The 13471-nt window shown below is 68.5% G+C and carries 9 protein-coding genes; all 9 read left to right on the top strand.

Annotation, left to right across the window (positions count from 1 at the left end; translation table 11 throughout):
- The first annotated feature begins 231 nt into the window (after nucleotides 1-231).
- The 9 genes from mqnE to ABZ671_RS02820 all read left to right on the top strand — a co-directional run bounded on the left by mqnE (nucleotide 232) and on the right by ABZ671_RS02820 (nucleotide 13404).
- Nucleotides 232-1401, top strand: coding sequence for an aminofutalosine synthase MqnE (gene mqnE, locus ABZ671_RS02860; RefSeq protein ID WP_357850114.1), 1170 nt, complete (start codon nucleotides 232-234; stop codon nucleotides 1399-1401).
- 310 nt (nucleotides 1402-1711) lie between these two features.
- Nucleotides 1712-2272 carry a hypothetical protein gene (locus ABZ671_RS02855; RefSeq protein WP_357850111.1) on the top strand — a complete coding sequence of 187 codons (561 nt, stop codon included), beginning with the start codon at nucleotides 1712-1714 and terminating at the stop codon, nucleotides 2270-2272.
- Nucleotides 2273-2593: 321 nt separating this feature from the next.
- Entirely contained in the window at nucleotides 2594-3625 is a 1032-nt protein-coding gene (gene pstC / locus ABZ671_RS02850) for a phosphate ABC transporter permease subunit PstC (protein ID WP_357850108.1), read from the top strand.
- A 4-nt stretch (nucleotides 3626-3629) separates the two neighbouring features.
- Nucleotides 3630-4952, top strand: coding sequence for a phosphate ABC transporter permease PstA (gene pstA, locus ABZ671_RS02845; RefSeq protein WP_357850105.1), 1323 nt, complete (start codon nucleotides 3630-3632; stop codon nucleotides 4950-4952).
- A 49-nt stretch (nucleotides 4953-5001) separates the two neighbouring features.
- A complete protein-coding gene (gene pstS / locus ABZ671_RS02840) occupies nucleotides 5002-6666 on the top strand; it encodes a phosphate ABC transporter substrate-binding protein PstS (protein ID WP_357850102.1) in 1665 nt (554 codons plus the stop codon).
- Nucleotides 6663-9251 carry a hypothetical protein gene (locus ABZ671_RS02835; RefSeq protein ID WP_357850099.1) on the top strand — a complete coding sequence of 863 codons (2589 nt, stop codon included), beginning with the start codon at nucleotides 6663-6665 and terminating at the stop codon, nucleotides 9249-9251. The genes pstS and ABZ671_RS02835 overlap by 4 nt, the downstream gene beginning before the upstream one ends.
- A 198-nt stretch (nucleotides 9252-9449) precedes the next feature.
- Nucleotides 9450-10586, top strand: a complete 1137-nt coding sequence (locus ABZ671_RS02830; RefSeq protein WP_357850096.1) for a substrate-binding domain-containing protein — start codon at nucleotides 9450-9452, stop codon at nucleotides 10584-10586.
- 115 nt (nucleotides 10587-10701) lie between these two features.
- Complete coding sequence (locus ABZ671_RS02825; RefSeq protein ID WP_357850093.1) at nucleotides 10702-11544, top strand: hypothetical protein; 843 nt, start codon at nucleotides 10702-10704, stop codon at nucleotides 11542-11544.
- 3 nt (nucleotides 11545-11547) lie between these two features.
- Nucleotides 11548-13404: an Ig-like domain-containing protein gene (locus ABZ671_RS02820; RefSeq protein ID WP_357850090.1), complete on the top strand. Its 1857-nt coding sequence runs from the start codon at nucleotides 11548-11550 to the stop codon at nucleotides 13402-13404.
- Nucleotides 13405-13471: the final 67 nt, after the last annotated feature.

Raw genomic sequence — 13471 nt, 5'->3', positions numbered from 1 at the left:
CCGCTCTGCTGTTCCCCGCGCCGGGTGGGCGCGTTGAGCAGGGACGGTCCCGTTGTCCGTGTTCCGCCCCACCCTGTCTTACCTCACCGGCCCAGTAATGTCGATGCGCGGACGGTGACGGTCGAACGGGCGTCCGGTGAATTCTGCCGCTGCGGTCGACCGGGTCGCTGGTTCGTCGGAGGGCCGACGTACGCTCGACCGGGATCGCAGGCGGAAGGGACGGGGCTTTCGATGGACGCCGGACTCAAGCGTGAGCTCGAAGCGAAGGTCTACGCGGGGGAGCGGCTTACCCGCGAGGACGGGATCGCGCTCTACGAGTGCGACGACCTCGCCTGGCTGGGGCGGCTGGCCCACCACAAGCGCACCGAGATGAATGGTGAGCGGGTGATGTTCAACGTCAACCGGCACCTCAACCTGACCAACGTCTGCTCCGCGTCGTGCGCATACTGCTCGTTCCAGCGCAAGCCGGGCGAGAAAGACGCCTACACGATGCGCATCGACGAGGCGGTCCGCAAGGCCAAGGAGATGGAGGACGAGCAGCTCACCGAGCTGCACGTCGTCAACGGCCTGCACCCCACCCTGCCCTGGCGCTACTACCCGAAGGTGCTGCGCGAGCTGAAGGCCGCGCTGCCCAACGTGAGCCTCAAGTGCTTCACCGCGACTGAGGTGCAGTGGTTCGAGAAGATCAGCGGCCTGAGTGCCGACGAGATCCTCGACGAGCTGATGGACGCCGGGCTGGAGTCGCTGACCGGCGGCGGCGCGGAGATCTTCGACTGGGAGGTCCGGCAGCACATCGTCGACCACGCCTGCCACTGGGAGGACTGGTCGCGAATCCACCGGCTGGCCCACTCGAAGGGCATGAAGACCCCGTCGACCATGCTCTACGGCCACATCGAAGAGCCCCGGCACCGGGTCGACCACGTGCTGCGGCTGCGTGAGCTGCAGGACGAGACGGGCGGCTTTCAGGTCTTCATCCCGCTGCGCTACCAGCACGACTTCGTCGACTCGGCGGACGGCAAGATCCGTAACCGGATCCAGGCCCGGACCACGATGGCCTCGCCGGCCGAGTCGCTGAAGACTTTCGCCGTCTCCCGGCTGCTCTTCGACAACGTCCCGCACGTCAAGTGCTTCTGGGTGATGCACGGTCTCTCGGTGGCCCAACTGTCGTTGAACTTCGGTGTGGACGACCTGGACGGCTCCGTCGTGGAATACAAGATCACCCACGACGCCGATTCGTACGGCACGCCGAACACGATGCACCGCGACGACCTGCTGCACCTCATCTGGGACGCCGGCTTCCGTCCGGTCGAGCGGAACACCCGCTACGAGGTCGTCCGTGAGTACGACGCGGCCCCGTCGCTGGCCGAGCGCCGGTCCGAGCCGCAGCAGGTCTGGGCCTGACCGCCGCCTGAGCACACGTCCGACGGGCAGGGGTCCGTCGCTACCCTCTGTGTCCAGAGGCCGGTGTACGGCGGACCCAAGACATCGGTGGTCGGAAACGAGTGCCCGGCTCCTCGTCCGCGCTGACCTTTAGCGCGATATACGGCCACAAACGCCTACCAATCGCCGCCCACTCCCCCCGTTGGAAGCGTTTTGTATCCGAACGGTGGATGGGAATGAATCTGCTGTTTCACCTTTCGGATGTCCGGCGTAAGCGACTGGCTGCTGACTGAGTCATCGTCCCTGCTGAGCCTGTCCCCACCAGCCAATCGTGGGCCAGGTCCGGGCGCGGTTTCGTGCCTGGACAGGGGGAGGGATCAAGGTGCAGCGTCCACGCTTCGTGTTCCTTGCCGCGCCGGTGACCCAGGCGCAGGGCGCATCCGAGAGGGAATCCATCCTCTGGATGCTCGTATCGCCGAATAATCGGCAACTCGGCCGAAGCGCCTCCTATCACGGCGTCTACGCCGACAGTCACCAGGCGGTCCTCGATCTGCGACAGAACCTGGATCGCGTTGTTTTGCTGGAAAGCCTGGTCGAAAGAACCGGCCAACGGATCTGGCGGCTGAAACTCGACGGCCAAGCCGTCGCCGTCTCCAGCCGTTCCTACTTCCGGGCCCGGGAGTGCACGTACAACCTGGAACGGTTCATGGAGGCGGTGCCGCAGGCGGAGATCGTCGTCGGCGTCCGAGTTGCCCGGCGGGGACGCCAACGGCCGGCGGAAACGGACGATCTCACCGTGGTCCGCTCAGCTCGCCCGGTGGCCACCACCCTGGCGCAATCGTCGCTCGGCCCGGCGTACCGGACTCAGCTCCAACTGCCGGACGAGCAGTGACCACCCGCGGCCGGCAATGCATATCGGCAGGCCGAGTAGCACCCGCCTGGACGTGCCGAATTGGACACGGCGCCGCGAATTGCGCAGTCGGAATGAGTCGGTGGCTCCACCGGGCGGGCGGACATCCGGAATTCACCGGTCACATGTCTGGCGTAAGGGTTCGCCTGTCCGCCACGTCACCGTTCCCGCCGAGCGTGAGCCGTGCGACGAACCGGGCTGCGGCACCGGTCGAGCCGGCCCAGGAAAGGTGGCGTTCCAGGTGTGCAGCACGGTAAGGCACGGTCTCGTGCCGGTCACCATTCATCCCGTGGTGGGCCGCTGATGCTCACCACGACGATTCCCGGCGTTCCGGCCGGGGAATCCGCCGACGCGCCGCGCCGGATATCGGCTCGGATCGGTCCCTCCGACCACGCCTTTCGGCTGGTCGCGCGGGCCGGTGGCGCCGCCGTGCTGGTCATCATGTTGCTGGTCGGCGGCTTCCTGCTCGTTCGCGGTTGGGCGGCGCTTCAGGTCGCCGGCTGGTCGTTCTTCACGACCGAGGCGTGGGATCCGGACTCCAACAACTTCGGGGTGGCGGCACTGCTCGTCGGGACGGTGCTGATCGCCGTCGTCGCGGTGGCCTTCGCGGTGCCGCTCGCCACCGGGACCGCGCTTTACATCTCCGAGTACGCCCCGCGCCGGTTGCAGCGCACGCTCGTCTCGTTGGTGGACCTGATGGCCGCCGTCCCGAGCGTGGTGTACGGGCTCTTCGGCGCGTACCTGCTCTCGGGCAAGGTCATCTACCTGTCCAAGTGGCTCTCCACCTGGCTCGGCTGGATCCCCATCTTTCGAGTCGTCGAAGGTGGACAGCCGGTCGACCCACGCGACCCGCTCGCCACGATGTCGGTCTACAGCTCGTCGACCTTCATCGCCGGATTGGTCGTGGCGATGATGGTCACGCCGATCATGTGCTCGGTGATGCGCGAGGTCTTCTCCCAGGCGCCGGTCGGGGAGCGCGAGGGCGCGTACGCCCTGGGCGCCACCAAGTGGGGCATGATCCGGACCGTGGTGCTGCCCTTCGGGCGCGGCGGCATGATCGGCGGCACGATGCTCGGCCTGGGCCGAGCCCTCGGGGAGACGATCGCCGTCTACATGATCATCACTCCGATCTTCGAGATCAACTGGCGGGTTCTCCAGAACGGCGCGATCTCCGTCTCGGCCCTCATCGCCCAGCGCTACAGCGAGTCCAGCGACTTCGGTCTCTCCGCGCTGATGGCGGCCGGTCTCGCGCTGTTCCTCATGACGCTGGTCGTCAACTTCATCGCATCGGCGATCATCGCCAGAAGTCGATCCGGTGCCGAGAGTGAGGCCTGACCCGATGGCCGGACTGACACCCGTCGAGACCGCGGCACCCGACGACGAGGCGGTGCCGCGTCCGACCACCACGATCCCCGCTCCGCCCGCCGATTCGGACGTACCCGCGCGACCGCGGACGATCGGCGGCACCGGCGAGGGCGAGGCCTTTCCCGTCCTCGCCGCCGCGGCCGCGGCGGTGGGATTCACGGCGCTGCTCTTCTACCAGCTCGCGCCGCTCAGCGGTGCCCTCGGGCTCGTCGTCGTCGGCTATCTGAGCTTCCTGGTCTTCTACACGGTGCTCGTCGCGTACGAGAATCCCGGCCCGGCGGTGCGTGCCAAGGTGGCCTCGGTGATCGTGCCAAGCCTCGGCTTCGTGCTGCTCGCCGCGCTGATCCTCGTCGTCGGCTACGTGCTGGTCCGGGGCTGGGAGTCGCTGAAGCACGTGAACTTCGTCACCCAGGACATGTCCTTCGCCGGGCCACTGGACCCGCTCACGGTGGGCGGGATCGTGCACGCAGCGATCGGCACCCTGGAACAGATAGCGATCTGCCTGGCCATCACCATCCCCGCCGGGATCATCTGCGCGGTCTTCCTCAGCGAGTTTCCCGGGACGTTCAGCCGGTTCGTCCGGACCATCGTCGAGGCGATGACCGCGCTGCCGTCGATCGTCGCCGGACTCTTCGTCTACCTCTCCTTCATTCTCATCTGGGGCCACTGGGCCGAGGCGCACCTTCCGGAGCGATGGCAGTGGCTCGCGCCGGGCAAGTCCGGCTTCGCCGCGTCGCTCGCGCTGAGCATCATGACCCTGCCGATCATCGTGCGCGCGGCCGACGTGGTGCTGCGCCTCGTCCCCGGGCACCTGCGGGAGGCCTCCTACGCGCTCGGCGCGTCGCACTGGCGCACGGTGTGGCGGGTAGTCCTGCCGACGGCCCGCTCCGGCCTGGCCACTGCGGTGATCCTCGGTACCGCCCGCGGCATCGGGGAGACGTCCCCGGTGCTGCTCACCGCCGGTTTCGCGACCAGCGTCAACCTCAATCCGTTCAGCGGGCCGCAGGTCTCCCTGCCGCTGTTCACCTTCGACTCGGTGAAGTCGCCAGAACCGTCGATGGTGGCTCGTGGGTTCGGCGCCGGAGCGGCGTTGATGCTGCTCGTCCTGCTGCTCTTCGTCCTGGCGCGGGTGCTCGGCGGTCGCGGTCCCGGCAATCTCAGCAAGCGTCAACTCCGGCGACGGATGGTCGCCTCCTACCGGGACGCGCGGCGGTTCGCCGAACGCAGCCGCTCGCGCGCCGTCGTACCCGACTCAGCACCCGTACCCGGGGGCGACAGTGAGGAACGCCATGTTTAGGAAATTGTTGTCGGGTGGCCCGAGCGGGCTACGTCGACTTGCGTCCGCCGTGGTCGCGCTGGCGACCGCTGGAGCCGTCGTCGTGCTGCCGGCCACGGCCGCCAGCGCCGACACGTACGTCCCGGTCAGCGGCGCCGGCTCCACCTGGAGCGCGAACGCCCTGCGCCAGTGGGCGGCCAACGTCAAGAAGAACGGCATGACCATCAACTATGCCGCCACCGGCTCCACCGACGGACGGACCCAGTTCGCCAACGGCACCGTCGACTTCGGCGTCTCGGAGATCCCGTACGGGCTGTACGACTCAAACTTCGGCCGGGCGGCCGACCAGCCGCCCACGCGCAAGTTCGCCTACATGCCGATCGTGGCCGGCGGGACGTCGTTCATGTACAACCTCAACATCGGCGGGAAGCGGGTCACCAACCTGCGGCTCTCCGGCGAGAACGTCGCGAAGGTCTTCACCGGCGTCATCAAGTACTGGAACGACCCGGCGATCAAGGCGGACAACCCGTCGCTGACCCTGCCCGCGCGGCGAATCGTTCCCGTGGTCCGCTCCGACGGCTCGGGCACCACGGCGCAGTTCACGCTCTGGCTGAGCAAGCAGTATCCGGACATCTGGAACGCCTACTGCGCCCGCAACGGCAAGCGCACCCCGTGTGGGCTCACGTCGTACTACCCGTACAAGCCCAGCGAAGGGTTCGTCGCCAAGTCCGGCTCGGAGAACGTCTCCGGCTTCGTACGCCAGCCACAGGGCGAGGGCGCGATCACCTACGTCGAGTACTCGTACCCGGAGAAGGCCGGCTTCCCGGTGGTCAAGTTGCTCAACGCGGCCGGCTACTACGTTCCTCCGACGGCAGAGAACGTCGCCGTGGCGCTGACCAAAGCGGAGATCGACAGGAACAAGAACGACCCGGCGGTCTACCTGACCCAGAAGCTCGACAACGTCTACCGCAACCCGGACAAGCGGGCGTATCCCCTGTCCTCGTACTCGTACCTGATCGTGCCGGTGGCGGAGGAATACGGGCTGAAACAACCCGACAAGGGATACACGCTCGGGAAGTTCGGCTACTACCTGCTCTGCGAGGGGCAGAACCAGGCCAAGTCGCTCGGCTACTCGCCGCTGCCGAAGAACCTGGTCGAGGCCGGCCTCGAGCAGGTCGAGCGAATCCCCAACATGAAAAAAGAAGACAACAAAATAGCGAACTGCAAGAATCCCACCTTTTCCAGCGACGGCACGAACACGCTGGCCAAGAACGCGCCGTACCCGCCGGAGTGTGATCGCAAGGGCGGCCCCGCCCAGTGCACCACCGGCACCGGCGGTGCGCCGCAGGACACCCCGTCGAACAACAACGGGGGCTCGACCGGCGGGAACAACCCCGGTGGGTCAGGCGGGCCGAACGCCACGGCCGGGCCGAACGCCACGGCCGGCCCGAACGCCACGGCCGGCCCGAACGCCAGCGCCGGCCCGAGTGCCGCGCCGAGTGCCGGGGCCGTCGACCCGCTCACGGGCGACCAGGTTGGCGGTGGCTCCGACCCAGGCACAGGTGGAGAGTTCATCGCCGGCGTCCCGGTTGCCCTCGACGCCGAGGGTGGGTGGCACCTCTCGCACACCTTGATGCTGCTCGCCGGGGTGCTGTTCGTCGGCCTGATGATCGGACCGCCGCTGCTCGCCCGGTCGCTGCAGCGCCGTGGCCGCAACTCGTGGAGCGGGTCGTGAGCCGGGCGGGAAGCGACGGCCGACGGCGGACCGTGGCCGCGGCAGCGGTTCTCGTCGGGGCGGCCGCACTGCTGACCGTCGTCCCTCCGTACGCCCCGGCGAGCGCGGTCGACGAGGTGACCGACTCCGCGGTCACGGTCACCGGAAGCAAGGGCCACCTGGGCGACGACTGGAGCGACCTCAAGGTCACCGTCTCCCAGACGAAGAACCTCACCAACCAGTCGGTCACCGTGACCTGGACCGGCGCCCCCAAGACCAAGTTCCTCAGCGGCGATCCCAACGCGGATTATCTGCAGCTCATGCAGTGTTGGGGACCGGATCCCGACGCGCCGGACTTTCGGGAAACCTGCGAGTGGGGCGTCGGTCGGTACAAGAAGAACGGTGACAAGACCGAGGTCAACCCTCCCGAGCAGCGTTCCCCGGTGCCGGTGGACCCGTTGGAAGCGGGACGGCTCCGGACGGGTGCGAAGCTCATCCCGTTCCGGTCCGCTCTGGACGGCTCTCGAACTCCGGATGGCAGCCCGGAGGATCCGTTTCCCGCCGAAGGCCTGCCGCCGGAGCATCCGTTGAAGCCGGCCGAGGTGCTCTCGAACTACTTCGACCTCTACAGCACCAACGAGATTCCTGTTGGCGTGACGACCGGCGACGGGACCGGTCGGGCGGTCTTCGAGGTTCGTAACGCCGTCCGCGACCCGCACCTGGGCTGTGGTGCCCGCACGGGCGGCGCCAGCAGCGCTCCCCGCCGGTGCTGGCTGGTCATCGTCCCCCGCGGCGAGCGAGAGGTCGACGGGACGCACCAGGAAATCGTGACGTACCGGGGAGCTCTCACGCCGTCGATCTTCGCCGACCGGCTGGCCGTGCCGTTGGACTTCACCCCGGTGGACTCCGGGTGCCCCCTGGACCGGGAGGAACGGGGGACGGTCGGCACGGAGATGATCGCCGAGGCGGTGCTCGCCTGGCAGCCCGCGCTCTGCGCCAACAACGGTCCGGTCTTCGCCTATTCGACGACGGGCGACGACGAGGCGGTGCGGCAGGTGCTGGACACGTCGAACGACGGGTCGGGCCTGGCCTTCACCTCCGATCCGGTGGTCCCCGAGGAGGGGCAGTCGCCCGTCGTGCAGGCACCGGTCGCAGTCTCCTCGGTGGTCATCGCGTTCAACATCGACCTTCGCCTCGCCGGCACCGTGCCGCCGGAGTTGGAGCCGCTACGCCGCACCCTGATGCGCAACCTCAAGCTCACTCCCCGGCTGCTCGCAAAGCTGCTCACCCAGTCGTATGTCCGTGATGTGCCGGACGGGAACCAGAAGAACTACGTGGCGGGCAACCCGCGCAGCCTCGGAACGGACCCGGAGTTCTTGGCGCTGAACCCGGACTTCGGTTACATCGACAACGGGTTCGCCCCCGACGGCATCGTCGCCCCGTACGGCAACTTCGCGGCGGCCCGCGAGGTGTGGCGGTGGATCCTCGCCGACCCGTCGGCGCGTGACTGGCTGAACGGCAAGCCCGACGGGCTCGGTGGTGGTCCCCACGGCAAGGGCATGGAGGTCAACCCGAACTACCGGTTCGTGACCACCGCTGCCCAGGACTACTTCCCGCGTACGGACCCTTCCTGCATCCCACCTGAGAATCGGACGGATCTGGAGGACTGGCAGCAGGAACCGACGCCGGGCCGGTGCACGCTCGACCTCTTCCCGTACGCGCCGAGCCTCGGCGAAGCCGCATACCAGACACTGCGTGCGGACACCAAACAGGCCTCCACCTGGCAGTTTCCCGGTGAACAGGGCATTCCCGGAAAGTACGGCAAGGAGCCACCCAAGCAGGTGGGTCAGCGGTTCGCACTCTCCATCACCGACTCGGCGTCGGCCGCTCGCTACGGTCTCTACACTGCGCAGCTCTGCAAGGCGGTGACCGGCGCCGACGGCAACCTCGCCGCCTCGGACTGCCGCAGCGCCGACACGACGGGCATGCTCGCCGGGGCCGACGCGATGGTGCCGAGCAAGGTGCCCGGGGTCCGCGTGATCGACCCGCTGCGGGTGGTCGCCACTCCGAAGGCGTACCCGCTGACCATGGTCACGTACGCGGCGGCCACTCTCGGTGCGGAAGCCGGGGCGCGGCGCGACTACGCGTCGCTGCTGCGGTACGCGGCCGGCAATGGACAGCAGCCGGGACATCAGCTCGGGCAGTTGCCCGACGGCTACGCCCCGCTGCCGCAGGCGATGCGGGTGCAGACGTTGGCCGTCGCGGACAAGCTCGCGCGCTACAAGGCACCGACGCCGTCTCCGACGCCGACGCCGAGCCAGTCTTCGGAGGTAGCCGCGCCCGCGGCCAGCGAGCCGCCGGCTCCTACCGACACGGCATCTGTCGTACCGGATCAGGGCGCGCCTCCGACCCCGGTGCCCCCCGCCCCTGCGCAGTCGCCTCCCGTGGGCAAGCCGATCGCGCAACTGGCTCCCGGCAGCCCACTGGGCCAGGTCCGCTGGGTCGTCGTGGCCCTGCTCGTGGTCGGACTGCTGGGCGGCACGGCCGGACCGGTTCTGCTGATGGTGTCCCGACGCCTTCGATCGAACTCCGGCGGGCCGACATGACGGCGAACAAAGGATCGGCAAGAGGCCGGCCTCCGCGAATGAGCCGTTCATCTGGCCTAAGTGTTGTCGACAGGAACTGCTCTCAACGTTTGCGCAACCTAGGTTTCGGTCTTTGCTATCGGGCCGGGAAAGTTAGCACCAACTCATTTTTATCGTGAAATGAGCCGCATTTCCTTCTCTCTCGGAAAGGGAGATCGCATGAGGGTCAACACCTTCGGCAAGGTGATGGTGGCGGGCGTGGCCGTCGCCGCCGTCGCCGTATGGGGTAGCCCCGCGTCGGCGGACCCGGCGCCGGCGACGGACTACCGGACGCTTGCCGGCGCCGGCTCGGACACCACCCAGGACGTGATGAACGGTCTGGCGGAGACGCTCCGAGTCAACGGCAACAAGGTCATCGCCTCCTGGGACGCCCGAGGCACCGCGCAGATCAAGACCAAGGCGACCAACTGCCAGTTCACCCGGCCCAACGGGTCCGGCGCGGGCCGCCAGGCCCTGCGCGCGGCCAAGGGTGAGGACCTCGGCGGCACGCACGGTGGGCCGGGTAAGTACCTCGGCTCCGACGTCGTCGGCTGCGTCGACTTCGCCCGCTCGTCGGCGTACTCCAGCACCACGCCGGGCACCAGCGGCAGCCTCACCTACATCCCGTTCGGTGTGGACGCCGTGGCGCTGGCCATCAACAGCAACAGCGACCTGCCGCGCAACAACTCGTTCGCCCGGGTGCAGCGCGTCTACAAGTGCTTCGACAAGAACATCAGCGGCCTGCCCGTGCAGCCGCTGATCCCGCAGGCGGGCTCCGGCACCCGGCAGTTCTGGCTGCAGCAGATGGAGATCACCGAGCAGGAGATCACCCTGGGTGACCTGCCCTGCCTGACTGTTGCCGGCATCCCGAACCCGCAGGAGCACGACGGCACGGTCCTGCAGGGGCACAACGACTGGGTCGTGCCGTTCGCGGCGGGGCAGTTCCTCGCCCAGGGCAACAACGCGACGATCCTCTCCGCCACCGGTCTGGTGGTCGAGGATCGGCGTGGCCCGGCGCTGCTGACCGGCATGAACATGCCCGGTCAGAGCGTCCAGCAGCCGATCACGGGCGGCGTGCTCAACGCCAACTTCCCGCTCAACCGGGACGTCTACAACGTGGTCCCGACCGCTGACCTCACCAACCCGCTGATCAACCAGGTGTTCGTCGGCGACGGCGCACTCGCCTGCACCCAGACGGTGACCGTCGGCAGCACGCAGCGCAACGTGGTGCAGCTGTTCGGCTTCGGGCAGCGTTCGGCGGGCCCCGACCTGTTCCACCAGAAGTGCGGTGCCACCGCACTGAAGTCCAACTCGTAACAGCAGAACACGAAGCGGCGGCTGGGCGTCCCACAGCGGGCGCCCGGCACCGCAGGCACGCCGGCGATCGCCACGACGCGGGCGTGGCCGGGCCGCTCACCAGAGGAAGGTTGCGATGAGCACGCGGGAATGGCCAGCCAGGCGCGTACGAGCCGGGGCGGCGGCCGGGCTGAGCCTGGCGTTGGCCGGCGGCATCACCGCGGTCGCCGCCTCGCCGGCGCAGGCCGCGCCGCTCGGCACGGTCGCCATCTCGGCGCGCAGCGGTGACGTCACGAGCAACCCGATCTTCACCAAGGCCACCACCTCGACCCCGTGCCCCGTCGGCTACGGGGAGAACGCGCTGCTGCGGGTCGGCCCGCCGAACGGACCGTTCACCAACCTCGCCAAGCCGCTCACCGACGGCGGCTACGACACGGCCAAGGTCACCTTCTTACCCAACCGCTCCTACCAGGCGGCGCTCGGAAGCAACCCGGCCGACGGTGTCTGGTGGATCGTCGTCGAATGCTTCAGCTCCACCGCGGGTCGCCACCCGGAGCGGTTCGTCACGCCGATCACCGTCTCCGGCAGGAGCTGGCGAGTCGGGGCGTCGGGGCAGGGGCAGCCGGCGCAGCTCGGGTTACCGGACGAGCCGACGACATCAGCTCCGTCCGCGTCGCCGACGGCCACCGGAGACCCGACCGCGACCGACTCAGCTGAATCGACACCGATGGCCGAGGCCGCCCCCACCGCCCACCGCCTGCCCGCGAGCGGAACCGGTCTCGTCATCGCTGCCAGCGTCACCGGCGGGGTCCTGCTCGCCGGTTCCCTGGTCAGCCTGCTCGTCGTACGCCGCCGTCGGGTGGCTCCGGCGCTGCCCAAGGTGGCGTGGCCCGAGGAGACGGTGACTCCGCCCTCCGACCAGCCGAAAACCACAAGTTCCAGCAGTCGCACCACTACGCCGATGGCGAAAAGGAAGTAGTCGATGTCCCTGTCTGTCTCCCGGCGTGGCCGGGTCGCTGCTGCGCTCTCGGCGGCCGCACTTCTCGGCGGCATGCTCGTGGGGCTGGTCGCCACGCCCGCATACGCGGCCGACCTGGGCACCGTCAACCTTTCGCAGCCCCGCGGCACCGTCACCGCGAATCCGATGTTCGACACCGCGATCACCTCCAAGCCGTGTCCAAAGTCGTACGGCGAAGAGGCCGCGCTCCGGATCGGCCCGGGCGTACCGAAGGGGCCGTTCACCAACCTGACCCCGTCGCTCGGCGGCGGCGGATACGACCAGGCTCCGGTGACCGCCAACCCGAACCGGTCGATGCAGACCGCGCTCGGGGCGAAGCCGGCCGACGGCACCTACTGGGTGGTGGTCGAGTGCTACAGCCTGCTGAACGGACCGAACCCCGATAGGTTCGTCACGCCGATCAAGGTCACCGGTGAGAACTGGGAGGTCGTGAGCTCGAACACGTCGACCACCACCACGCTCGCCGTCAATCCGACGAATTCGTCGGTGCAGGGCGGCGAGGTGGCCCTGACCGCAACGATCGATCCGCTTGCGGCCACCGGCTCGGTCCAGTTTCGAAACGGGGAAACGCCGCTCGGCTCCCCGGTCACCGTCTCCGGCGGCACCGCCACGTTCAAAACCCGCGATCTGCCGGTGGGCGTGCATTCCCTGAACGCGGTTTTCACTCCGAGCGGCAACTTCGCCGCGTCGATCTCGGCGACGACGTCGTATCAGATCACTGCTCCCGGGGCGCAGGACGTCACGATCGTGCTCGAGGCGACCCCGGCGAGCCCGCAGCCGCAGAAGACCCCCGTCACGCTGACCGCGAGGGTGACTCCGGCGAACACCGGGCACGTCCAGTTCCGCAATGGCACGGATCCCATCGGCGCCTCGGTCGAGGTTGGTCCTGATGGCACGGCCACCGCGACGGTGAACACCGCGAGCGCGCCGCTGCAGGTCGGGGCGCACACCTTCACCGCTGAGTTCGTTCCGACGGATCCGAACGGTTTCAAGGGTGCGATGTCCACACCTGTCTCGTACGAGATCACCGGGGACGGAATCGCGCAGACCACCACGACGCTCGCGGTGTCGCCGGCCGGTCCGAAGCCGCAGGGGACGGCCGTCACGCTCACCGCGACCGTTCAGCCGACCGCGGCGGCGGGCAAGGTGCAGTTCAACGACGGGAGCACCCCAGTGGGCGACGCGGTCACCGTCCAGAACGGCACCGCGACCACGACCGTCACGACCCTGCCGGTCGGCGTTCGCACGCTCACCGCGGTCTTCACGCCGAGCGACGCGACCCAGTTCGGCGGCTCGACCTCCCTAACCGTTCAGTACGAGATCACCGCACCGGCCACGGACGGCGATCTGACGGTGACCGACGAGGACGGCAAGAAGCTCGGCGCCAACCCGATGTTGCGGCCGGGGCAGACCGTCCGGATCGAGGCCCGAGGGTTCACCGGCGACGAGCCGGTTGTGGTGCAACTCGACGGCACCACGATGCAGACCCTGCCGGCGGAGAACGGCGTGGTCGAGATGACCTTCACGCTGGCCGGCGACATCTCCACCGGGGCGCATCGGCTCGAAATGGCCGGCACGGCCCACACGGTGACCTTCGACTTCACCGTCAAGGCCCAGGACGTCCCGTCCGACGGCGACGACGACAACGGTGACGGCGGTACCGGCGGTAGTGGCGGCGGCAGCCTGCCGAAGACGGGCGTCGACGTCGTGACCATGCTCGGGGCTGGCCTGATGCTGGTCGGCGGCGGTGCGGGTGCGCTGGTGATGACCCGGCGGCGGCCCCGGTTCGCGCCGGTCATCTGGCCGGACGACCAGCGCTAGTGGTGGCAATGGGGTGGAACCAGGGCAAGGGAGAAGCACGACGATGACGGTGACGACAAATCGTCCG

It is taken from the genome of Micromonospora sp. NPDC006766 (assembly GCF_040636055.1).
GTDB lineage: Bacteria > Actinomycetota > Actinomycetes > Mycobacteriales > Micromonosporaceae > Micromonospora.
Note: the sequence above shows the minus strand (reverse complement) of the source record. Positions and strands in the feature narration are given on the sequence as shown.